The 21,327-nt window shown below is 67.1% G+C and carries 21 protein-coding genes; 5 read left to right on the top strand and 16 right to left on the bottom strand.

The genetic code is table 11. The features are described 5' to 3' along the window. Genes ACT3S2_RS03620 through ACT3S2_RS03650 form a run of 7 tightly spaced genes read right to left on the bottom strand, consistent with a single transcriptional unit; the run spans position 1 to position 6,672 of the window. A complete protein-coding gene (locus tag ACT3S2_RS03620; RefSeq protein ID WP_444555047.1) occupies positions 1–897 on the bottom strand; it encodes an ABC transporter permease in 897 nt (298 codons plus the stop codon). Then, a complete protein-coding gene (locus tag ACT3S2_RS03625; protein ID WP_444555048.1) occupies positions 894–1,853 on the bottom strand; it encodes an ABC transporter permease in 960 nt (319 codons plus the stop codon). Before ACT3S2_RS03625 ends, ACT3S2_RS03620 begins: the two co-directional genes overlap by 4 nt. After that, entirely contained in the window at positions 1,850–3,469 is a 1,620-nt protein-coding gene (locus ACT3S2_RS03630; RefSeq protein ID WP_444561246.1) for an ABC transporter substrate-binding protein, read from the bottom strand. Before ACT3S2_RS03630 ends, ACT3S2_RS03625 begins: the two co-directional genes overlap by 4 nt. 27 nt (positions 3,470–3,496) lie before the next feature. Further along, the gene (locus tag ACT3S2_RS03635) at positions 3,497–3,937 is read right to left on the bottom strand and encodes a thioesterase family protein (protein WP_444555050.1); all 441 of its coding nucleotides are present in this window, start codon (positions 3,935–3,937) and stop codon (positions 3,497–3,499) included. Continuing rightward, on the bottom strand, positions 3,938–4,906 hold the full coding sequence (locus ACT3S2_RS03640) for a 3-hydroxyacyl-CoA dehydrogenase NAD-binding domain-containing protein (protein WP_444555051.1): 969 nt from the start codon (positions 4,904–4,906) through the stop codon (positions 3,938–3,940). It lies immediately after the preceding gene. A gap of 10 nt (positions 4,907–4,916) precedes the next feature. Continuing rightward, positions 4,917–5,798, bottom strand: a complete 882-nt coding sequence (locus ACT3S2_RS03645) for a 3-keto-5-aminohexanoate cleavage protein (RefSeq protein ID WP_444561247.1) — start codon at positions 5,796–5,798, stop codon at positions 4,917–4,919. Further along, entirely contained in the window at positions 5,788–6,672 is an 885-nt protein-coding gene (locus ACT3S2_RS03650; protein ID WP_444555053.1) for a TetR family transcriptional regulator C-terminal domain-containing protein, read from the bottom strand. The genes ACT3S2_RS03645 and ACT3S2_RS03650 overlap by 11 nt, the downstream gene beginning before the upstream one ends. Positions 6,673–6,937: 265 nt before the next feature. On the opposite strand from ACT3S2_RS03650, the gene ACT3S2_RS03655 reads away from it, so the two are divergent. Then, entirely contained in the window at positions 6,938–8,344 is a 1,407-nt protein-coding gene (locus ACT3S2_RS03655) for a sugar porter family MFS transporter (protein ID WP_444555054.1), read from the top strand. A gap of 86 nt (positions 8,345–8,430) precedes the next feature. On the opposite strand, the gene ACT3S2_RS03660 is transcribed toward ACT3S2_RS03655, so the two are convergent. Then, the gene (locus ACT3S2_RS03660; protein WP_444555055.1) at positions 8,431–9,222 is read right to left on the bottom strand and encodes an SGNH/GDSL hydrolase family protein; all 792 of its coding nucleotides are present in this window, start codon (positions 9,220–9,222) and stop codon (positions 8,431–8,433) included. 135 nt (positions 9,223–9,357) lie between these two features. Between ACT3S2_RS03660 and ACT3S2_RS03665 the strand changes: the two genes are divergently transcribed. The 3 genes from ACT3S2_RS03665 (at position 9,358) to ACT3S2_RS03675 (ending at position 12,797) form a co-directional block, all read left to right on the top strand. Further along, positions 9,358–10,095, top strand: coding sequence for a M50 family metallopeptidase (locus ACT3S2_RS03665; RefSeq protein ID WP_444555056.1), 738 nt, complete (start codon positions 9,358–9,360; stop codon positions 10,093–10,095). 72 nt (positions 10,096–10,167) lie between these two features. After that, positions 10,168–11,670, top strand: coding sequence for a TIGR01777 family oxidoreductase (locus ACT3S2_RS03670; RefSeq protein ID WP_444561248.1), 1,503 nt, complete (start codon positions 10,168–10,170; stop codon positions 11,668–11,670). A gap of 419 nt (positions 11,671–12,089) precedes the next feature. Beyond that, positions 12,090–12,797, top strand: coding sequence for a transglycosylase family protein (locus tag ACT3S2_RS03675; protein WP_444555058.1), 708 nt, complete (start codon positions 12,090–12,092; stop codon positions 12,795–12,797). A 166-nt stretch (positions 12,798–12,963) separates the two neighbouring features. On the opposite strand, the gene ACT3S2_RS03680 is transcribed toward ACT3S2_RS03675, so the two are convergent. The 4 genes from ACT3S2_RS03680 to kynA form a co-directional block, all read right to left on the bottom strand. After that, positions 12,964–13,779 (bottom strand): isocitrate lyase/PEP mutase family protein, encoded by an 816-nt coding sequence (locus ACT3S2_RS03680; RefSeq protein ID WP_444561249.1) that lies wholly within the window; start codon positions 13,777–13,779, stop codon positions 12,964–12,966. Positions 13,780–13,840: 61 nt separating this feature from the next. After that, the gene (locus ACT3S2_RS03685) at positions 13,841–14,683 is read right to left on the bottom strand and encodes a PaaX family transcriptional regulator (protein ID WP_444561250.1); all 843 of its coding nucleotides are present in this window, start codon (positions 14,681–14,683) and stop codon (positions 13,841–13,843) included. Beyond that, on the bottom strand, positions 14,680–15,933 hold the full coding sequence (locus ACT3S2_RS03690; RefSeq protein WP_444555061.1) for a kynureninase: 1,254 nt from the start codon (positions 15,931–15,933) through the stop codon (positions 14,680–14,682). The genes ACT3S2_RS03685 and ACT3S2_RS03690 overlap by 4 nt, the downstream gene beginning before the upstream one ends. A gap of 18 nt (positions 15,934–15,951) precedes the next feature. Beyond that, positions 15,952–16,848: a tryptophan 2,3-dioxygenase gene (gene kynA / locus ACT3S2_RS03695; protein ID WP_444555062.1), complete on the bottom strand. Its 897-nt coding sequence runs from the start codon at positions 16,846–16,848 to the stop codon at positions 15,952–15,954. Between the two features lie 89 nt (positions 16,849–16,937). Here kynA and ACT3S2_RS03700 point away from each other — a divergent pair, with 89 nt between their 5' ends. Next, positions 16,938–17,501: a DUF488 domain-containing protein gene (locus tag ACT3S2_RS03700; RefSeq protein ID WP_444561251.1), complete on the top strand. Its 564-nt coding sequence runs from the start codon at positions 16,938–16,940 to the stop codon at positions 17,499–17,501. 10 nt (positions 17,502–17,511) lie between these two features. On the opposite strand, the gene ACT3S2_RS03705 is transcribed toward ACT3S2_RS03700, so the two are convergent. The 4 genes from ACT3S2_RS03705 to ACT3S2_RS03720 form a co-directional block, all read right to left on the bottom strand. Then, entirely contained in the window at positions 17,512–18,642 is a 1,131-nt protein-coding gene (locus tag ACT3S2_RS03705) for an FAD-dependent oxidoreductase (RefSeq protein ID WP_444555064.1), read from the bottom strand. Further along, the gene (locus ACT3S2_RS03710) at positions 18,639–19,334 is read right to left on the bottom strand and encodes a methyltransferase domain-containing protein (protein ID WP_444555065.1); all 696 of its coding nucleotides are present in this window, start codon (positions 19,332–19,334) and stop codon (positions 18,639–18,641) included. Before ACT3S2_RS03710 ends, ACT3S2_RS03705 begins: the two co-directional genes overlap by 4 nt. Before the next feature lie 7 nt (positions 19,335–19,341). Beyond that, positions 19,342–20,484, bottom strand: a complete 1,143-nt coding sequence (locus ACT3S2_RS03715) for a type III polyketide synthase (protein WP_444555066.1) — start codon at positions 20,482–20,484, stop codon at positions 19,342–19,344. Positions 20,485–20,588: 104 nt separating this feature from the next. Then, positions 20,589–21,152 carry a hypothetical protein gene (locus ACT3S2_RS03720; RefSeq protein WP_444555067.1) on the bottom strand — a complete coding sequence of 188 codons (564 nt, stop codon included), beginning with the start codon at positions 21,150–21,152 and terminating at the stop codon, positions 20,589–20,591. Between the last annotated feature and the right edge of the window lie 175 nt (positions 21,153–21,327).

Here is a 21,327-nt window from a genome sequence, read left to right on the forward strand (position 1 = left end):
TCATTCTCCCGCGTTCAGGTTGGCCGAGGCCCGTGCCAGGGAATCGGTGAGGAGGTTGGTCCCGACGGTCAGGATGGCGATGGCCACCACCGGCAGGATGACGCCCCAGGGTTGGACGGTCAACGCAATGCGGTTCTCGTTGATCATCAGGCCCCAGTCGGCGGTCGGTGGTTGCATGCCCAGGCCCAGGAAGGACAGGGCGGCGACGAAACCGATGGAGTACGTCATGCGCAGGCCCAGTTCCACCATGAGGGGGCCGGTGATGTTCGGCAGCACGTCCTTGAGCAGGATCTTCCATTTCGGGACGGCATACATTTCCGAGGCGCGGACGAAGTCCTCGGTGATCACCGAGGCGGTCGCCGAACGGGTCACCCGGGCGACCCGGGGGGCGTGGGTGATGCCGATGACGGTCACCAGGACCCAGCCCTTGGGGCCCAGGACGGTGATCGCCAACAGGGCGAAGACCAGCTGCGGCAAGGCCAGCAGGACGTCGTTGGAGCGCATGATCAGGTTGTCGAGCCAGGGCCGTGAGTAGGCGGCGGCCATGCCGATCACCACACCGACCACCATGCCCAGGGCGGTGGCCAGGGCCGCGTAGGCCAGCAGCCGTAGTCCACCGTCGAGGAAACGGCTGAGGATGTCGCGGCCGAGGTTGTCGGTTCCGAAGATGCCGTCCGGTTGGAACGGCCTACCGGAGAAGGAGGTGCTGGTGAATCCGGTGGCCCAGGGAAGCAGCAGCGGGCCCACCAGGGCCACCAGCAGCACGATCCCGGTCAGCACGGCGCCGATCCTGGCCTGCTTCTGGCGCATCATGCGCCGGAACAACCCGGGGGCGGAGGAGACTTCGTCGTCGATGGCCGATCCGGCCATGTCGGTGGGGGTGTTGTTGGTACTCATCGGGCGGACTCCGTCCTGAGCTTCGGGTTGGTGGCTATGCCGACGATGTCGGCCAGCAGGTTCACCACGATGTAGGCGGCGGCGATGAGCATCGAAATCGCCTGGACGACTTGGACGTCACGGTTGGACACGGCGTCGACCAGGGCCTGGCCGATGCCCGGGTAGCGGAACAGGAACTCGATGACGACCACGCCGCCGGCCATCCACGCCAACTGGATGGCGACCACCTGGGCCACGGGGCCCAGCGCATGGGGGACTGCGTGGCGCAGGATCACCGTGCGCTCCGGGACGCCCTTGAGTCGGGCCATTTCCACGAAGCCGGAATCCAGCACCTCGATCATCGTGGCACGCATCATCCGCACGATGTAGGGGGTGACGACCAGGACCAGGGTCAGGGCCGGCAACACCAGCTGCAGCGGATAGTTCCAGACGGGTTCACCCGGCGGGGCCAGGGTGACGGAGGGAAGGATCTTGAAGACCGTGGTGGAGAAGAGCGTGATCATCACGATGCCGATGACGAACTCGGGCATCGCGGCCAGGACCAGCGAAGTGGTGGTCGCGACATGGTCGGCGAAGCGGCCACGACGCAAGGCACTGTAGGTGCCCACGATGATGCCCACCGGAATGCTGATGACCGCGGCGATGCCCATCAGGACCAGCGAGGCGGTGATGCGCTCGCCGATCAGGGCGGAGACCGGGCCGGCGGTGGCCGCCGAGTAGCCGAAGTTGCCGGTGAACAGTCCTCCGAGCCAGGAGAGGTAGCGCATGACCACCGGGTCGTTGAGGTTCATCTGCTCACGCAGCGCCTCGAGCCGTTCGGGGGTCGCCTGTTGGCCGAGCACGGCTTGGGCCGGGTCTCCGGGGAGCAGCAGGGTGGCCACGAAGACCATGATGGAGACGACCAGCAGGATCAGCACGCTGACCAACAGGCGTCGGGAAACGAGTTTGAGGATCATTTCGTGCCTCCCATCCACACACGACGGAATTCGTAGCCGGACAGGGCCAGCCCGGTTTTATTGGGTACCAGTCCGGCGACATAGTGCTGGAAGGCATCGGCCTGGTTGGGGTGTCCCCAAATGATGTATCCACCTTCGTCGTAGAGCAGGCGTTGGGCCTTGGCGATCTGCTGGTTGCGTTGGTCTTCGTCCACGGTGGCCTTGGCCTGGTTGACGAGGTCGACGAAATCGGCGTTGTCCCAGTGGGTTTCGTTATAGGGGGAATCCTTCAGCAGGGAGTTGTCCACCTGCGGCAGGAAGTTGCGGGTGTAGTAGAAGTCCTGGGCGAAGTCCCATTGGAGGTAGTCGTCGCCGAAATAGGTGGTGGTGTCGGTGCGGCGGATCTTGACCCTGATCCCGGAGGCCGCCGCCTGTTGGGCGAAGACCTGGGCCGCCTCGACGGCGCCGGATTGGATGGGGGCCGTGACGAGCTCCACGTCCAGTCCGTTGGGGTACCCCGCCTCGGCGAGCAGGGACTTGGCCTTGGCGATATCCTGCGTGCGCTGGGTCAACCCGGTCGTTCCGGGGTCGAAGGGGGCGAAGACGTCGTTGCCGATGGTGCCGTGGCCGCTGAGGACCTGCTCGATCATCTGCTCCCGGTCCACGGCGAGCTTGAAGGCCTGCCGGACCCGGACGTCGTCGAAGGGTTTGCGGTCCACCCGCATGGTGAACGGCAGCCACATGCCGGTCTCCGAGTTCAGGATCCCGATACGCGGGTCCGAACCGATGACTTCGGTCAGTGCCAACGGGATCTGTCCGATCGCGTCGACCTGGCTGGACAGCAGGGCATTGATCATCGCGTCGTCATCATCGAAGTTCAGGATGGCCAACTCGTCCAGATAGGGCTCGTGATCGCGCCAATAGCCGTCGTTGCGGGAGAAGACCGACTGCCGGCCGGGCGAGAAGCTCTTGACCTTGAAGGGGCCGGTTCCCACCGGCTTCGCGGCGTCGTAATCCGCGGGGACGATCCCCATCGAGTATTGGCCCAAGGAGTCGTCGAAGGTCGCCGACGGGGAGTTCAACCGGAATTCAACGGTGTCCTTGCCCACGATCGCGACCTCGTCGAGGACGACCAGCGCCGTGGCACCGGATTTGGGATCCTCGGGATCGGTGATGCGCTTGAACGTGGCGACGACGTCTTCGGGCCGCACCGGGCGTCCATCATGGAAGACGACTCCTGGACGCAGTTTCACGGTCCAGACCATCGCCTTTTCATCCGGCGTCGCACTCAGCGCCAGCAGCGGCTGCAGGTCGTAGTTCTCATCCCGGTACAGCAGTGCTTCGTAGAGGTTGACCACGCGGGCGATATCCGTCGTGTTCACCGGGATGTGGGCGTCCAGGGTGTCTGAGGCGCCACCTCCGGAGAGCCCGACGCGCAGGGTCCCGCCGGTTTGTGGATCGCCGGTCGGTGCGGCGATGATCGCCGGTTGGGCCCCGCAAGCGGTCAGCACGGCGCCGAGGCCGAGGGCCATGCCGCTGCCGAGCAATGCCCGGCGGCTGAATCCCTCAGGACCGGAACGTCGGGCGCGGGCTGCCGGGGGAGGCATGGGAAAGAGGGAAGGTGGGGAGGAAGTCACGGTGGGGCTCCTGGAGTAGGCGGATGGCTAGCAGGTGATGGATCGGCCGCTCCAGTCCGGGGGGTCATCGCGATGGATTTCGATGGCGTCCAGGATGTCCTGTCCGAAGGGAAGGGTCTTCCCCGTTTCCTGGCTCACATGCAGCCCCAGGATCTCCTCGGTGGCAATCACCGCGCCGTCGACCCGCATGGTGTGGGCCAGATGCAGTTTCTTGGCCCCCGAGCCGGCCACCGTGGTGGTGACCTCCAGTTCGGCGCCGAGACCGGTTTCATCCAGATACCTGACGTGGGCCTCCACGGTGTACAGCGAATTGGAGGTGGCCTCCCGGTAGACGGGGCCCAGGCCCAGCGTCTCCATGGCCGCATCGGTGGCGAAACCGAAGACGAGGACGTAGTAGGCCTCGGAGAGGTGGCCGTTATAGTCGATCCATTCGGGCAGGACAGCCGTGGAATACGGTTCCAGTGCCACCTAGACCGCCGCCTTCGGTGCCGCCTTCAGCTCCCCGATCACGGTGCGGACGGCGATGATGGCCGCGTCGCGTTCGGCGACCAGATCGGCGAAGCCGCGCTCGCCGGCTTCCTCGTCGCAACCGGCGATGACGTCATCGCGCAGCTTCCGGGTCAGTTCCGGGGCATCGAGCCGGGTCCACGGCGACTTCAAGGAGGGGCCGAAGTGGTCCAGCATATGGGCCATGCCGCCGGGCCCACCGGCCAGATGGAAGGTGAGCATGGGGCCTTGGATCGGCCAGCGCAGGCCGGGGCCATCGGTGATGGCCAGATCGATCTGTTCGACCGTGGCCTCACCGTTGTCGATCATATGCAGGGCCTCGCGCCAGAGCGCCTCCTGCAAGCGGTTGGCGATGAAGCCCGGGACCTCACGGTCCATGGTGATCACCGACTTGCCGATGAAGTCATACCACTGCGAGGCCCAGGCCACCGCTGCCGGATCGGTGCCTTCGGCGCCGGCGACCTCCACGAGGGGGATCAGGTACGGCGGGTTGAAGGGATGGCCGACGACCAGGCGTTCGGGGTGGGCCGCACGTTGGTTCATCTCACTCATCCCGTAACCGGAGGTGGAGGAACCGATGACGACGTCGGTGTCGGTCACCGCGTCGATCCGGGCCAGCAGATCCGATTTGAGGTCCAGGTCCTCGGGGGCGCTTTCCTGGACGAACCCGACACCGGACACGGCGTCGGCGAGTTCGGCGTGGACGGACCAGTTGTCCTTGGAAGCATTCGGTGCCAGACCCAACTGGGTCAGCGCCGGCCAGGCGGCATCGATCAGCGCGGCCAACTTGTCACCGGCATCGGCGGAGGGGTCCCAGGCCTGGACGCGGAAACCGCGGGACAGGAAGTAGGCGGCCCAGCCGCCACCAATGGTGCCGATGCCCACGCAGGCCACCGTTTCGACGTCGTGCAGGTTGGGGTAGTTGCTCATGAATCAGGCCTTACTTTTCGAGCTTGAGGATTTCGCGGGCTTCGTCGGGGGTGGCCACGGAGGAACCAATGCCGGTGACGATGCCGATGGCACGTTCGGTCAACTGTGCGTTGGTGGCCTTCACGCCCTTGGAGAGGTAGAGGTTGTCTTCCAATCCGACGCGGACGTGGCCACCGAGGAGCACCGACTGGGCGACCCAGGGCAGCTGGTTGCGGCCGATGGCGAAGGAGGTCCACTGGGCCCCCTCGGGCAGCATGTTCACCATGGCCTGCAGCAGGGCAGGATCCACGGGGGCGCCGTAGGGGATGCCCATGCACAGCTGGTAGAGCGGCGGCGGGGCGATCAGCCCTTCCTCGACCATGACGTTGGCGAACCAGAGGTTGCCGGTGTCGAAGATCTCCATCTCCGGCTTCACACCCAGTTCCTTGATGCGGGCGGCGCCCTCGCGGAGCATGTCGGGGGTGGAGACGTAGAGGTTGCTGCCTTCGCCGAAGTTCAGCGAACCGCAGTCGATGGTGCAGATCTCCGGGCGCAGCTCCTCGACGTGGGTCAGCCGCTCCAGCCCCGAGACCAGATCGGTGCCCGGCAACTGGGCCGTCGGCTCGGAGGGGTCGACCACCAGGTCCCCGCCCATGCCGGCGGTGAGGTTGATGACCGGATCGACGTCCGATTCCTTGATCTGGCGCACGACCTCGCGGTAGAGCTCGGTATCGCGCGAGCCCTGCTTGGTTTCGGGATCCCTCACGTGGATGTGGACGACCGAGGCGCCGGCCCGGGCCGCGGCAATGGCATCGGCGGCAATCTCATCCGGGGTGACGGGAACGAATTCGCTCTTGGACGTGGTGTCCCCGGCGCCGGTCAGGGCGCAGGTGACGATGACTTTACGATTCATGGGATGACTCCTCGGGGGTGACGATGGTGCGGTCAATGAAATTTTCGATGTGCTCTTGCATCTGAACGGTGGTCAGCATGCCGGTCAGGACCTTGATGCCCAGGCCGTCCATCAGGCTGGTGATGTCCAAGGTCAGATCGGCGGCGTCGATGGAGCGGAACACCCCGCTGCGTTGGCCGTCGGCGATGATGCCTTCCACGGTTTGGCGCCAGCGTTCGTAGCCATGTGAATGGTTGTCTCGTTGGCTCGGGTCCACGGCGGCCTGTCCCCAGGTCTGCAGCCAGATCGACCATTCGGCCCGTCCGGCCACCCCTTCGGGGAGCTGGAGGCGGATCAATTGCTTGAGCCGCTGGACCGGATCCGGGATGGCGTGCAACTCAGTGACCTGGCGGTCGAAGGCCAGCTTGACCGAGTAGCGCAGCGCCTCGGCGAAGATCTCCAGCTTCGTCGGGAAGTAGTAGTGCACCGAAGCCGGGGACATGCCTGTTTCCCGGGCGATATCGGAGATCCTGACGTTGGCGTGGCCCATTTCGGCGAAGAGCCACCAGGACTGTTCGATGATCAGCCGGCGCTTGCGGGCCGAGGTGGTGTCTTCGCGGTGCCGGGTGGGCAGGATGCCCGAGGAGGGGGCCACCGAGGCTCCTGCCGTGGAGTCGGAGCCGGAGAGCAGCCAATTGGCGGTCACGCCGGTATTGGTGGCCAGCAGGGTCAGTTCCTCGGGATTGAAGCGTCGGATGCCCTTGAGTGATTTGGACAGTTTGGTCTCGTCGATGCCGATGAGGGCGGCGACGTCACGTTGGGCCAGTCCCGAGTCGTGGATGGCCCGCCGGGCACGGTCTGCGAGTGTGTCGGCGGAGGATTCGGCGGTTGGCATGGGGCCAACAGTAGAACAGGACTTGCGAACATGGCAAGTGAGTTGATTGACAATCAATCATGAATTGCGATTCATGGCGATCTCTGAAGCTGTCGCGGAGGCGATCGATGCCCGGTTTCCGCCCGGCTCGGTGGGCGCGGGGAAGACGCATTCCGACCGGCGATGGGGCCCGGGGTCGGGGGGTGATCAAGTTCATGTTTCGCGGCGTTTCCGTGCCCCCGCCAGCCTCTGCCCGGCAGGGGCGCAAAGGCGTACGATTGCGGGCATGAGCGTCTCAACAGAACATGACTCGACCCCCACAAAAGTGGTGATGGTTTCCATTGTCGCCGCATTGGGCGGATTCCTCTTCGGATTCGACAGTGCCGTGATCAACGGTGCCGTCGACGCCATCGGGGAACAATTCGCCCTCAGCGGGGTCCTTTTGGGATTCACCGTCTCCTGCGCACTCCTGGGCGCCATGGTCGGCGCCTGGTTCGCCGGACCCTTCGCCGATAAGCAGGGCCGGGTGCGGGCGATGCTGGTCGCGGCCGTCTTGTTCACGATCTCCGCCCTGGGCTCCGGTTTTGCCTTTGGCCCGGTGGATCTGATCATCTGGCGCACCATCGGCGGTGTGGGCGTGGGCATGGCCTCGGTCCTGGCCCCGGCCTACATCGCCGAGGTCGCCCCCGCGCACAGTCGCGGCAAGCTGGCCTCCCTGCAGCAAATGGCGATCGTGCTGGGCATCTTCGTCGCCCTGCTCGCCGACGCCTTCATCGCGGCGACCTCAGGAGGCGCCTCCGAAGTGAGCTGGCTGGGTATCGAAGCCTGGCGCTGGATGTTCCTGACCGAGATCATCCCGGCAGTCCTCTACGGGGCACTGGCCTGGCAGATCCCCGAGTCCCCGCGCTACCTCGTGGCCCGCGGCCAGCTGGCCCGGGCCGCCAAGGTCCTGCATGAGGTCGTCGGTTTGAAAAGCCGGGACGAGGTCGACGAGAAGATCGCCTCGATCAAGTCCACCATCAGCACCGAGAAGAACCAGGGCCTGCGCAACCTCGTGGGAGGCAAGGGCTGGCTGCTGCCGATCGTCTGGGTGGGCATCCTGCTCTCGGTCTTCCAGCAGTTCGTGGGCATCAACGTCATCTTCTACTACTCCACCAGCCTGTGGAAGTCCGTCGGTTTCACCGAGGAAAACTCGTTCACGATCACCGTCATCACCTCGGTCACCAATATCCTGGTGACCGTGGTCGCCATCCTGCTGGTCGACAAGGTGGGCCGCAAGCCCCTGCTGTTGGCTGGTTCAGCCGGCATGACCGTCGCCCTGGGCCTGATGGCCGTCGCCTTCAGCCAGGCGATGGGCACCGGCGACGACGTGTCGCTGCCGCAGCCCTGGGGCGTGATCGCGCTGATCGCCGCCAACGTGTTCGTCGTCGCCTTCGGCGCGACGTGGGGGCCGGTGGTCTGGGTGCTGCTGGGTGAGATGTTCTCCAATAAGATGCGTGCCGTGGCCCTCTCGGTGGCCGCAGCCGCCCAATGGCTGGCCAACTTCCTGGTCACCACCACCTTCCCGTCGCTGGCCGAGGCCGGATTGGTCTTCGCCTACGGGCTGTACGCGCTCTTTGCCCTGTTGTCCTTCTTCTTCGTCTTCAAGTTCGTCACCGAAACCAAGGGCCGCGAACTCGAGTCCATGCAGTAGGAGCACCCGTCGATACCGCAAGGGGCGGTCGGGTCTGCGGTGCAACGCAGACCCGACCGCCCCTCGTTGTTCCCGGGACGGGGTGGCTAGGGCAGGTCGACCGTGGTGTCCTGGGCCGTGGGCTGGGTGCCCAGGGCGGCCTGGACCGCCGAGCCCAGGATCCGGGCCCCTTCCGCCGTGGGGTGGGTGCCGTCGTAGCTCAGGCCCTCGGCGTAGACCTCCGGATGGGTCGAATCGCGCAGGCCCCGGGACCCGTCGATCCAGCCCCACCCCTGCTCGAGGACGAAATCGTGCAACCACGCGTTGTATTCGACGGTGCGGGTGCGGAATTCGTTCCGCGGCGGGACGGAAGAGACGAGCACCCGGTCGGAATCCGCCTGCGCAATGATGTCCTGCAGGTTCTCCCCGATCCGTTCGAAGGGGACCCCGGCGCGGATGTCATTGGTCCCGGCGATCACCACCAGCACGTCGGAGGGCACGGGGGTGTAGCCGTCCAGCATCTGAGCGGTGGTGGCACCTCCCCGGGCCCATCCGCCGGCGAAGGTCGTGGCGGGGTCCTGGGCGAAGACGGCCCAGGACCTCTCGCCGACGATCCGCCGGGAGACCTGCTCCGGATAGGCGTGATCGGCGGTGATGGAGTCCCCGACCACGGAGAACGTGACCGCCTGCGCGTCCCCGGCCGCCATCGGGCGCGCCATCGGAAAGCCGTCGGAGAAGAGCGCCTCCTGCCCCTGGGGCTGCCCCTGCCCGCCGACCAGGATGGCTCCGGCGGTCACGGCCAATACGGCCATCCCGGCCAGCAGCGCGGTACGGGGCCGGGAGGACAGGCGGGAACGAAGCGTGGGACGGTCGGTCCCGGCGGGGGTGGGGTCGTGCACTGATTACTCCTGGGTAAAGAAGGTGGATTCCCAGCCTAAGGAACCCACCGCGGGGTAAACGGACCACAACATGACGATCGGATGACGATTCCGGCCAGAACGTTTTTCACAGCCCGGTGCCCTACCCTCTAACCCATGCTTGAGCAGATTTCCGTTGATTCCTGGTGGCAGGCGCTGCTGGTCGGCTTCACCCGTGGCCGTTCCCTCCATGCCGAGGCCCTGACGCTGGTCCTGATCATCGCCGTTGCCGTCGCCCTCTGCGTGCCGCGGGCCACGTGGCGTTGGTTCGGCCTGTATGTCACGTTCGTCCACGAGCTGGGCCACGCGCTGGCAGCGTTGATGACGGGACGGATCGTCCGCGGCATCCGGTTGAACCTGAATCATTCCGGGGAGACGGTCAGCGCCGGCCGGGGCGGTGCCGGCATCGCCTGGTCCGGGTTCTGGGGCTATCCGGCCCCGGCGGTCGCCGGGGCGGCGATGATCTGGGCCGCCTCCTCGGGGTGGGCCGGGGCGGCCCTGTCCATCGGGGCGATCCTGCTGTTGGTGGCCTTGCTGTTCATCCGCAATCTGGTGGGGATCGTGATCGCCGTTGGATGCGCGGCCCTGGCCCAGGTTCTGGTGCTCTTCACCGACGGGGAATTCTCCGCCTACGTCGTCCTCTGTCTGGGCATTGCCCTGGTGGTGGGGGCGGTCAAGGACTGGTTCAAGGTCGCCGCGGTCCACGTCCGGCGTCGTCGGCTGGAGAGCTCGGATGCCTACATCCTGGCCCGGGCCACCGGGGTCCCCGCAGCGGTCTGGCTGGCCGGATTCGCTCTGGTCATCATCGGGTGTGCGTACTGGTCGCTGCTCTCCCTGGGTGCCGCCGTCAACTGAGTTGCCCCGACCCGGGCCCGCGGGCGGCCCCGGGCGATGGTGGGCCCGGGGGATGACGCGTAGCCTCGGGGCATGGAGAATCCCCTGCCAGACTTCGAATTCACCACCAGCCTGCCGGTTCCCCGCGAGGAGGCCTTCGCCTGGTTTTCCCGTCCCGGTGCCCTGGTCAGGTTGCTCGCCCCGTTTTCGGGCAGCGTGCGTCGTGAGCCCAGCGATGGGGTGAACGTCGGCTCCACGGCGGTGATCGGCATCGGGGCGCCGGGGCAACTGGGGCTGGGGTTGGGACCGGCCATCGGAGCCGTCGCCGGACCGTTGCACCTGCCCGGGTGGGCCAAACCCGAAATCCCCTGGCACGCCCGGCACGTCGGGCTGGTCCCCGGGCGCAGTTTCACCGACGTCATGGAATCCGGGCCCCTGGCCTCCTGGCGTCATGAGCACGTCTTCGAGGAGGACGACGGCGGGACCCTCATGCGTGATTTCGTCTCCTACGACCTTCCGTTGGCCAGCAGTTCCGGTCCCGGAGGGCGGATCCGGGAGTGGGGGAAGGAACGCTTCAACACCGAGCTGAAGCGCATGTTCGGATACCGCGAACGCCAGGTGATCGGCGACCTGCTCTTCCACTCCCGGCATTCCGGAGCCGATTCATCCTCGAAACGGATCGCCATCTCGGGGGCCGGCGGACTCATCGGCACCCAGCTGCGGGCCTTGCTCCAAGGCGGCGGGCACGAGGTGTTCCGGTTGGTCAGGGGGCCGGCAACGGAAACGGATGAAATCTCCTGGGATCCGGATGCGGGACGGATCGACACTGCGGCGCTGGCGGGCTGCGACGTCGTCATCCACCTGGCCGGGCACCCGATCGGTGGGCGATTCACCGCAGCCACCAAGCAACGCATCATGTCATCGCGGACGGTGGGGACCTCCTTGATCGCCCGGACGCTGGCCGACCTGTCGGCGGACGGACACCAGCGCACCCTCGTGGCCGCCTCGGCCATGGGGTACTACGGGGCCTCCCCGGAAGCCCGCCCCGCGCAGGCCCCGACGGACTTGAGCGAGGACGGCCCTCCGGGAACCGATTTCCTCGCCGATGTCTGTCTCGCCTGGGAGGCTGCGTGCGAACCGGCGGCACGGGCCGGGGTCCGGGTGGTGAACGTCCGCACCGGGCTGGTCCAGAGCCCCTCCGGCGGAATGTTGCAGCAATTGTTGCCGTTGTTCGTCGCCGGTCTGGGAGGTCGCATGGCCGGGGCCGGCATGCAGAGCTGGATCGGCATCGATGACGTCGTGGGGATCTTCGCCCATGCCGCCCTGGAGGACCGGGTCTCCGGACCTGTCAACGCCGTCGCCCCGCATCCGGTGGACGCCCGGGACTATGCCGTCACGTTGGCCAGGGTGCTCAACCGCCCGGCAGGACTCACGGTCCCGGGCTTCGGCCCGGCCCTGCTCCTGGGCCGCCAGGGGGCCCGCGAAATTGCCCGGTCGGACCAGCGGGGCTCCTCGAGGCGGATCGAGGAGTTCGGCTACGCCTTCCGTGAGCCCGAGCTCGAACCGGCGCTGCGGCACGTGCTGGGTCGCCGCTGAAGGTCAGGAGACCGTGACCTAGGACGTCGGTAACGGTCGGATTACGGATAATACCGAGCAAAAACGGGTTCGGGCGTCCGTCCGGACTCCCGATCTCTACTCCGATCCGAGACTCACAGGAATCACAGATACATCGATTCTGCCGCGAGATCACGGGGTTTGAGCTGTAAACTTTTTGTGGATCGTCTCCCCAGGGGGACGTTCGTAGTTGACGCAGCCCCCCATCGTATAGTTATCGTAATCAAGTCACGTTTTGATAACACCTCGCCGTTCGGGGTGGTGCAAGACGGAGTGCAGTTCAGGTACCTTTCGATCGTCCACCTGACTGCCCACTAAATTTGGAGTCGACATCGACGCCGGACGATCGCGCAATGAGGGCCGGGGACGGCTGGAGCGCACAGGTGGCCCCTGGAGAAACTGTGATCCAGCAGAACAGCAAAAAGTTTTCGAAGATTTCCCGCATCGGCGCAAGCAGTGGTGTAGCAGCCCTGGCCTTGGCCGGCGCGGCAGCAGGCATCGGAGCAGCTCCCGCCTCCGCAGCACCTGCAGGCACCTGGGATTCACTCGCGCAGTGTGAGTCCGGTGGGGATTGGTCCATCAACACGGGCAACGGCTTCAAGGGTGGACTGCAGTTCACCAACAGCACCTGGAAGGCCTTCGGCGGTAGCGGTCAGGCCAACCACGCCAGCAAGTCCGAGCAGATCCGCGTAGCCAAGAAGGTCCAGGCTGCTCAGGGTTGGGGCGCATGGCCCGCATGCTCCGCCAAGCTGGGTATCTCCGGCAAGGCACCGTCCGGCCCGAAGCAGGCCACCAAGAAGGCTCCGGTCCAGAAGGCCGCGCCGAAGCAGGCTCCGGTCCAGAAGGCTGCTCCGAAGCACACCGCACAGGCACCGGTCCAGAAGGCCGCGCCGCAGCAGCAGGTCAAGTCGACCGGCAAGCACGTCGCCACGGTCAAGGCCACCGACTCGGGCAAGAACTACACGGTCAAGGCCGGCGACACGCTGTCCAAGATCGCCAACGCCCAGGGCCTGAGCGGCTGGGAGGGCCTGTACTCGGTGAACACCGATACGGTCTCCAACCCCAACGTGATCATGGTGGGCCAGACCATCAACCTGCCGACCAAGTAATCAGGTCGGCCCCGGGGCAGCGCCCCGGACCCTGAACTGCGGGAGCTTTGCCCCCGCCAGACGGCAGCGGCGGTTCGCCTTTCCCCCCAATGGCGAGCCGCCGTTGTTTCGTCAGGACACGAAGTGCCCGCACGGTCCACCGTGCGGGCACTTCGTGTGTCGGGGCTCAGGCGGGGAAGATCCGCGAGGCGAGGTCCTTGCCGGTCTTCGACTGCGATGTGTACCCGGAGGTTCCCTCGTCGAGGAACTCGCGGGCCGCCGCGGCGGTGGCCTCGAGGGCGGCAAAGGCGAAGGCCCCACCGACCGAGACGCGGCCGACACCCACCCGGGACAGGGCGGAGACCGGCGGTGTCCCCGCCGTGGCGAGCACGTTGAGCGGGCGGTCCACCGATTCCACCACCGACCGGATGTCCTCGAGCCGGGTGAGCCCCGGGGCGTAGAGCACGTCGGCCCCCGCCTCCTGGTAGGCCTGGAGGCGGTGGATGGTATCGGCCAGATCCGGGCGTCCATGCAGGAAATTCTCGGCCCGGCCGGTGAGCACCATCGGCGCCGGCCCGCGGTGGCAGGCCTCTGCCGCGGCAGCGACCCGCTCCGTGGCGGCCTCGATCCCGTGGATGGGGGAGTCCGGGTCCCCGGTGGAGTCCTCGATCGAGGCGCCGGCCAGCCCGGTTTGTAACGCGAGGTCGTAGGTCCGCCCGACGGCTGCTGCCTGGTCCGCGAACCCGTTCTCCAGGTCGGCGCTGACCGGCAGCTCCGTCGCCTGCACGAGCTCGGCCGCATTCTTCAAGGTCTCCTCGCGGGTCAGCCCTCCGTCGAGACGGCCCCGCGAGGCGGCATACCCGCTGCTGGTGGTGGCCAGGGCAAGGAACCCCATCGAGGCGAACAACCGCGCCGACCCGGTGTCCCAGGCATTGGGCAGCAGCAACGGCGTCGGGCCGTGATGCAGGGCGAGGAAGCGGGCAGCGGGTCCTGGGGGCGTCATGGCCACACGCTACACCGCGTTCCCGGGGCACGCCGGGGTGCCGGACGGTGAGGGACTGGGTTCAGACGGCTTGGGGGACGGACCTGATGGATCCGACGTAGGCCAGGGCCTCGGGTCGGTAGGCATCGCGGAGCTGGAGGAAGCGGTTGCTGCTGGCCGCGCCCGGCCAATCCTCCGGCAGGCAGTCGGTCGGTAGCCCCGGGTCGAGGTAGGGAATGATCCGCCAGCTGTCGATGCACCGCACATAGGCGGCGAAGGCGGCCGCCCCCTCGGCGGGTGGCACGGAAGGGACATCGCGCTGCCGATCCAGGAATGCGTGGTGCAACCCCGCCAGCTCCTCCAGGTCCCACCAGCCGGCCACGGCCTCGCGGAGGGAACCGGCGGCCTGGGGGCGTCCGGTCACGAAGAGCACTGAACGATCCCGCAGCCCCAGGTCCTCCAGGATCTCCTCGGTCTCGGCCTGCAGGTAGCGGGGGCAGATCCACAGTCCCGGCCCCACGGTGCCGCACCCGATCCAATGCAATCGGCGGCGCAACTGATGGCGTAGCCCACGAGCGGTTTCGGGCACCGTGAAGTAGACCAGGCACCAGGAATCGTCGGGGCCCATGGACCGGGGTTCGTGGATCCTGCGGTCGCCGCGTTCGAGCATCTGCCGGGCCCGCTCCCCGACGGCATGACCGGAGACGCCCCCGCGGGTGGAGGCGGTGAGGACTTCCTTGCGCCGCAGCCTGCTCAGGGCGGTGCGGGTCAGGGCCGGGGACACGTCGACGGCCTCCATCAGGGTGATCAGTTGGGTCGAAGACATCCACCCCCCGGCCCCGCGCAAATACAGCCCGATGATGGTGCGCAGCAACGACGTGGTGCTCCCGGGGCGGGAGTCCATGTCGTCGAGGACGGCACTCATTTCATGTCGGTCAGTGCGGCGGCGATCGCCTCGACGCCCACCTCGAGTTCGGCGAAACTGGTGCTCAGGGGCGACAGGCCGATGCGCAAGCCGTCCGGTGGGCGAAAGTCGGGGATCACCCCCTGCTCCCAGAGCCGGGTGGTGACCGCGGCGAAGTCAGGGTGGTCCACGGTCACGTGGGAACCACGCTGTGCAGGTTCACGGGGGCTGGCCAGCCGGGCGCCGTGGGGGGAGAGGCGTTCCTCGCAGAGCCGTAGGGCATGCTCGGTCAGTTCCACCGATTTGCTGCGGATGGCCTCGATGCCGACCTCGGCGATCAGCTCCACCATGTCCTTGAGCGGCTGCATGGCCAGGATGGGTGGGGTTCCGGTGATGAACCGGCGGATCGTACCGGCCGGTTCATAGGTCTCCGTCATCCCGAAGGGGTCGGCGGCCCCCATCCACCCCCAGATCGGCTGGCGGAGCGTGGAGTGAAGTGCCGATGCGACGTAGACGAACGCGGGGGAGCCGGGGCCGCCATTGAGATACTTATAGGTACAACCCACCGCCAGATCGACGCCCCAGGCATCCAGGTGCAGCGGGACGGCGCCGACCGAATGGCACAGGTCCCAGACCATGAGGGCCCCGGCATCCTTGACCTGGGCGGTGATGGCTTCGGCGTCGGCAAGGTAGCCCGAACGGTAGGCCACATGGCTCAGGAGTACGACGGCGGTGCGATCGGAGAGGACCTGTTCCAGATCCGTGCCGGTCACCCCGGTCGCCGGATCGGGGGTGATCCACCGCAGGGTCGCCCCCCGTTCGGCGGCGATGCCCTCGACGATGAACCGGTCCGTGGGGAAGTTCCCCGCATCGATGACGATCTCGCAGCGCCGCGGATCGGCTCCCTGTTGGTGGTCCAAGGCCGCCCGCAGCGCCTTGTAGAGCAGGACCGACGTCGAGTCCCCGACCAGCGTCTGCCCCGGCCCGGCACCGAGGACGACCTCCCCGAGGCGGTCTCCCAGGACGGTGGGCTCGTCCATCCACTGCTCATCCCAGCTGCGGATCAGCCCGGCACCCCATTCGGTGCGGACGAAGGTGGCCAGGTGTTCGGCAGTGGCGGCCAGCGGCCGCCCCAACGAGTTCCCGTCGAGATAGGCGGTCAGCGGCCGGGCCGGATCGGCGGCGGGGACCAGGAAGCGACTGCGGTAGAGGGCGAGTGGATCGGCGGCGTCCAGCTCGTCGCTGGTCGGGGACGCGGGGGAGGTGCTCATGCGGAAGGGCCTTTCGGGCTAGTTGCCGATTTCGGTGCGGACGGCGTAGAGCTCGGGGAAGAAGGTCAGGTCCAGGGCGCGGCGGAGGAAATCGACGCCGGAGGAGCCGCCGGTGCCGCGTTTGAAGCCGATGGTGCGTTGGACGGTGCGCAGGTGCCGGAAGCGCCAGGCCTGGAAGTTGTCCTCGAGGTCCACCAGATCCTCGCAGGCCTGGTAGAAGCCCCAGCGGGTCTCCTCGGTTTCGTAGATCTCCTTGAATACGGGGATGAGTTCCTCGTGCAGCACCCAGGCCTTCGAGAAGTCGCGGTGCAGGATCTCCTCGGGGATGCTGTAGCCGGCGCGGGAGAGGGCGGCGAGGAACGCGTCGTAGACCGTGGGCTCCTCGAGGAGCTGGCTGAGCATGGCGTGGGCCTCGGGATGGGATTCGAAGACCTTGAGCATGCCGCGGTGCTTATTTCCCAGGATGAATTCCACGGCGCGGTACTGCCAGGACTGGAAGCCGGAGGCCGAGCCCAGAGTGTCGCGGAACTGGGCGTATTCACGCGGGGTGAGGGTCGCCAGCACCGACCACTGGTCGGTGAGGACCTTCTGGATGTGCTTGACCCGGGCCAGACACTTCAGCGCCTTGCCCAGATCGTCGGCGTCCATGAGGCGACGGGCTTCGACGAGCTCGTGGAGGACCAGCTTGAGCCAGAGCTCGCTGGTCTGGTGCTGGATGATGAACAGCAGCTCGTCGTGGTGTTCGGGATTGCTGTGGGGGTGCTGGGCGTGCAGGACCTTATCCAGATCCAGGTACCCGCCGTAGGACATCTCGTTGCGGAAGTCGGTGCGTACGGTCTCTTCGATATCGCGTTCGCCGGTAGCGGTATCGGCGCCGGGGGTTTCAGGGGTGTCTTGCGAGTAGGGGCAGCTCATGAAAGTCAGAATATCAGTTACGTGACGAGCGTCAATCAATTGAAATTCGTGTGGCGGTCGTCGGGGAGCAGCGCTGGCATGATGGAACCATGAGCACCCCAGCGGCTGCCGCGCCACGCGCCATCCTCCATACGGTCGGACATTCCACGCATCTGATCGCGGAGTTCGTCGAGCTGCTCCGGGCCCATGGGGTGCAACGGATCGTGGATGTGCGCACGGTGCCCGGATCCCGGCACAACCCGCAATTCGGCATCGACCAGCTCCCGGGCCACCTCGCCGATCACGGAGTGGACTACCAGCGGATCGAAAGCCTCGGCGGGCTCCGGCACACCACGAAGGCCTCGCCGAACACCGGCTGGCGCAACGCCTCCTTCCGGGGCTATGCGGATTACATGCAGACCCCTGGGTTCGACGCCGGGATCCAGGAGCTGATCGCCAGCGCCACCGAACGGTCCGTGGCCATCATGTGCGCCGAAGCCGTCCCCTGGCGCTGCCACCGCTCGATGATTGGGGACGCGATGCTCGTCCGCGGCTTCGAGGTGCTGGATATATTCAGCCCGACCAAGGCCACCGCGCATGCCTTGACGTCCTTCGCCCACGTGGTGGGAACCACGATCACCTATCCACCGGAGGACTCCACCGCGCAGGCATGAGCGGGGAGCCTCAGCGGAAACCCCGGCTCATCGTGAACCGGTGGGCCACGGCGTCGGTCAGTGGTTTGCTGCGGGCCACGGCCGTGATCGCAGCGGCCCTGACCTGATCCAGCACCCGGGGCAGGGGGCGCCCCAAGGCCATGTTCAGGTGGGCTTGCCGTCCCGCCCGGGCGGCGGCACGCAACCGGTCCCGGGAGAAGCCTGCCAGCAGATCGGCGGGCGTTGAACCCTTCGTACCGGCCCGGGTGAGGAGCGGGGCCAGGGCGGCGGCGTCGAGCAACCCCAGCGCCATGCCCTGCCCGCCGATGGGGCTGATCTCGTGGGCGGCATCGCCGATCAGGATGACCCGTCCGTGCACCATCTGCGCGACCGCCCGATGCGAGCACCGGAACCTGCTGTGCATCGTCGCCGCATCGGGGTCGACCCGGTAGCCGGTACGTCGTTCGATAAGTGACGGGAGCGTGGTGGCATCGGCCGGCCGGTGCCAGGCCACCCAGCGGCGGAGGCCCCCGGGCAGGGGGAAGGACTCCACGATCCCTTCGGGGTGCAGCAGCAGGGCGGCGGTGGCCCCGAAGCCGGTGGTGTCCGGATAATCCCCCATCACGTAGTGGTCGGGGTAGAGGCTTCCGGCAAAGGGCAGCCCGGCCAGCGGGCGGACCGTGGACCCGACGCCATCGGCGCCCACCAGGTAGCGGGCCGTTATCGGGGCCGGCCGCCCGGTCATCGTGGCGTGGATGCCGCGATCGTCCTGGCGGAAAGTGGTCAGTGCGTGGCCTACGAGCAGGGCCTGTGGGTCGAGTTCGCGCAACCGTGCGGTGAGTAGTTCGGTCGTGGTCGCCTGGGGTAGGGAGAGGATGAAGGGATGCCGACCCGTCAGGACGTCGAAGTCCAAGGCGGCGATGCGACGTCCGGAACTCAGTCCCAGACCCCGGCGGATCGGCACCCCGGAGGCGATGGCCTCCTTGGCGATGCCCGCCGCGTGCAGCACGTCCACGGCCGGGGGATGCAGGCCGATGGCCCGGGAATGCTCCTGCGGGGTATCCCGGGCCTCCACGACGCGGACGGTGAGGCCCGCTCGGGTGAGCAGGATCGCCAGCGTCAGCCCCGCCGGGCCACCGCCGACGATGAGCACGTCGATCACGGTAGGGGGTCCGGCCGGTGGATCAACAGGTTCCTGAACGGACGCCGAGGTTGGACCCGCCATCCCCCGGGGACCACGGCCCGCAGTTCGGCGGGAAGGTAGCTCCGCCGGATGGAGGTCAGCCCGTCGCGTCTGATGAAGGAGGTCCCGGCCAGCGGCAGGGTCGCGGCACCGAAGAGGAGGCCGGCAAGGCGTGAACGGCGCAGATCGGCGTGCACGGCCACGGCCCGGGTGAGCTGCTCGGTGTCGGCCAACAACACGTCGAGTCCTGTGGGGGAGAGGTGATGCAGCACATGGTTGGACACCACGACGTCGAAGCTGCGCCCGGCAGCGACCAGATCGGAACTGCTGGCCTGTTCGAAAACGACCTCGGCCCCGGGCCGGCCCGTGGCAGTCCGGGAGGCAAAACGGTAGGCCCGCGGATCGGGGTCGATGCCGGTGACCGTGATGTCGAACCCGTCCGCGCGGGCCCGCCGGGCCAGGGCGCGGGTGATGTCCCCACCACCACAACCGATGTCCAGGATGGTGGCGTTGGTGGTGGGCAGGGCCGGGCGGATCAGGTCGCGATAGACCCCGCGCCAGCCGGAGACCAGCGCGTTGACCAGCGGGAACTGCTGGTAGGTCCGCCACAACAGCACCGGATCGCAGTCGGGCCGGTCCATTTCCTCGGTCGCGGTCTCGGCGCGGCGCATCGCTGGACTACGCCCCGGTGCGGGCCACGGTCATCAACGCGGTCTCCACGGTCAACCCGGGCCCGAAGGCCATGGAGCAGACGCGCTCGCCGGCGGGATCGTCGGCCTCGCTGACGCCTTCCAGGATGTCCTTGAGCACGAACAGGACGGTGGCGCTGGACATGTTGCCGTAGTCGTTGAGCACCCGGCGGGCCGGTTCCAGCTGGCGTTCGTCCAACCCCAGACGGTGTTGGACCTTGTCCAGGATGGCCCGGCCTCCGGGGTGGATGCCCCAATGGGTGAGGTCCGCGTACTCTTCCCCGATCGAGGGATCGTGGGCCAGCAACGGGGCCAACGCCCCGACGATATGCTCGTCGATGATATGCGGGACATAGGTCCCCAGGACCATCTCGAACCCCTCGTCGCCGATGTTCCAGGCCATCGATTCCTCACCGACCGGAGTCAGGACCGTTTCGAAGGCGTCGAGTTCCAGGGACGTCGTTCCCGCCGGGGCGGGACGTGCGGTCACCACTGCCGCGGCGGCGCCGTCGGCGAAGAGTGCTGAGCCCATGATGGTGTCCGGGTCGTTGGAACTGCGTACGTGCAAGGTGCACAATTCGGTGCTGACGACCAGGACGACGGCGTCCGGTTCGGCCTCGCAGAAGCTTTTGGCGGCGCGCAGGGCGGGGAAGGCCGCATAGCAGCCCATGAACCCCAGATGGTAGCGCTGGGTGGAGGCGGGCAGGCCGAGGGCCCTGACGATCTGGTAGTCCGGTCCCGGGTTGTAGAAGCCGGTGCAGGAGACGGTGATGACGTGGGTGACGTCCTCGGGGCCCAGATCCGGGCAGGCGGCCAGCGCGGATCGGGCGGATTCGGTGAATAGAGCCTTGGCTTCGCGGGTGAAGACGTCGTTGCGGACCTTGGTGCTGGGACTGAGCAGCCGGGTGGTGGCCGCATCGAAGAACACCGGAGTGGTTTCGGTCTGCTCCAGGCTCAGTTCGGTCAACGCAGTGCGGCGGGTGGAGATGGCCGAGGAATTGAAGGAGGTGGTGATCAGCCGTTGTCCCAGCCGGGTGAGGTCGGGTTGGTCGGCGAAGACATCGCGGACCTGGTCCTGATGCAGGACCGTTTCGGGTAGAGCCGTTTGGATGGTCCTGATTCGCACTGCCATGGGCCGAGCGTAACCGGGTCGCTCGGCAGCGTAAAGGGGTCCCCGCCGGCGGGCGGATCCGGGGCCTTCCGGCCACGGATCCGGCCACCGGAGCTGCCGTGGCGCTATTTGGCCAGGGCGCCGGAGAAGAGCGCGTCCTCATGGTCGAAATCGACCAGGTACGTCAGCGTCACGTCGTCGAGCTCGCCGGCCGGGATGCCGAAGGCGACCCGCGTGCTCTGCTTCTTGCCCGGCAGGACCTTGCCTTCGAAGAAACCATCGATCTTCTCGGTGAAGACGCCTTCGGCCTGGGTCCCCTCGTCCCCGTAGGCCACCGATGCCGTCAGGATCGCCGGGTCGAAGACCTCGGAGGTTCCGTTCTGGAGGGAGACATCGAAGACGTACATCTTTCCATCGGAGGCCTCGGCACCGGAGGCGTATTCACCGGCGGTGGAAAGCCCGGCGGGCTTGACGGTCAGCTTCAGCCCGTCGTCCCAGGTCCACGCGCTCCCGAAGTCGGCCACCCCCTGGGTGGACTGGTCCCCGGTGGTCTCCGCCACGGCGTCGGCGGCCGGGGCGGAGGCTTCATCGGCCCCGCTGCCGGCCTCCGGGCCGCCCGAGGTGGTGCAGCCGGTCAGGGCCAGTCCGGTGGCGAGCGCCAGGGCCGCCCAGATGGTTTTCGTATTCATGTTTCCTCCCCAAAATGGTGCGCCGCGGTTGCGGTGCAGTGTCGATGACCGGAAGCCGTCACTTCCAGTGCCTCCAAGTCACCAGCCGCCTCCGACATTTTGGAACCACCTGCGTGGAAGTCGGATTCCGTTGAGCGACATTTCGTGCCTATGGTGGAAGGCGAAGGCCTTGTCC

The organism is Arthrobacter sp. AOP36-A1-22 (assembly GCF_052377615.1).
Taxonomy (GTDB): Bacteria; Actinomycetota; Actinomycetes; order Actinomycetales; family Micrococcaceae; genus Arthrobacter_H.

Coding starts and splice junctions, on each gene's coding strand:
- ACT3S2_RS03620 (WP_444555047.1), bottom strand. CDS start 897: ATGAGTACCAACAACACCCCCACCGACATGGCCGGATCGGCCATCGAC.
- ACT3S2_RS03625 (WP_444555048.1), bottom strand. CDS start 1,853: ATGATCCTCAAACTCGTTTCCCGACGCCTGTTGGTCAGCGTGCTGATC.
- ACT3S2_RS03640 (WP_444555051.1), bottom strand. CDS start 4,906: ATGAGCAACTACCCCAACCTGCACGACGTCGAAACGGTGGCCTGCGTG.
- ACT3S2_RS03645 (WP_444561247.1), bottom strand. CDS start 5,798: ATGAATCGTAAAGTCATCGTCACCTGCGCCCTGACCGGCGCCGGGGAC.
- ACT3S2_RS03650 (WP_444555053.1), bottom strand. CDS start 6,672: ATGCCAACCGCCGAATCCTCCGCCGACACACTCGCAGACCGTGCCCGG.
- ACT3S2_RS03655 (WP_444555054.1), top strand. CDS start 6,938: ATGAGCGTCTCAACAGAACATGACTCGACCCCCACAAAAGTGGTGATG.
- ACT3S2_RS03665 (WP_444555056.1), top strand. CDS start 9,358: ATGCTTGAGCAGATTTCCGTTGATTCCTGGTGGCAGGCGCTGCTGGTC.
- ACT3S2_RS03670 (WP_444561248.1), top strand. CDS start 10,168: ATGGAGAATCCCCTGCCAGACTTCGAATTCACCACCAGCCTGCCGGTT.
- ACT3S2_RS03680 (WP_444561249.1), bottom strand. CDS start 13,779: ATGACGCCCCCAGGACCCGCTGCCCGCTTCCTCGCCCTGCATCACGGC.
- ACT3S2_RS03685 (WP_444561250.1), bottom strand. CDS start 14,683: ATGAGTGCCGTCCTCGACGACATGGACTCCCGCCCCGGGAGCACCACG.
- ACT3S2_RS03690 (WP_444555061.1), bottom strand. CDS start 15,933: ATGAGCACCTCCCCCGCGTCCCCGACCAGCGACGAGCTGGACGCCGCC.
- kynA (WP_444555062.1), bottom strand. CDS start 16,848: ATGAGCTGCCCCTACTCGCAAGACACCCCTGAAACCCCCGGCGCCGAT.
- ACT3S2_RS03700 (WP_444561251.1), top strand. CDS start 16,938: ATGAGCACCCCAGCGGCTGCCGCGCCACGCGCCATCCTCCATACGGTC.
- ACT3S2_RS03710 (WP_444555065.1), bottom strand. CDS start 19,334: ATGCGCCGCGCCGAGACCGCGACCGAGGAAATGGACCGGCCCGACTGC.
- ACT3S2_RS03715 (WP_444555066.1), bottom strand. CDS start 20,484: ATGGCAGTGCGAATCAGGACCATCCAAACGGCTCTACCCGAAACGGTC.
- ACT3S2_RS03720 (WP_444555067.1), bottom strand. CDS start 21,152: ATGAATACGAAAACCATCTGGGCGGCCCTGGCGCTCGCCACCGGACTG.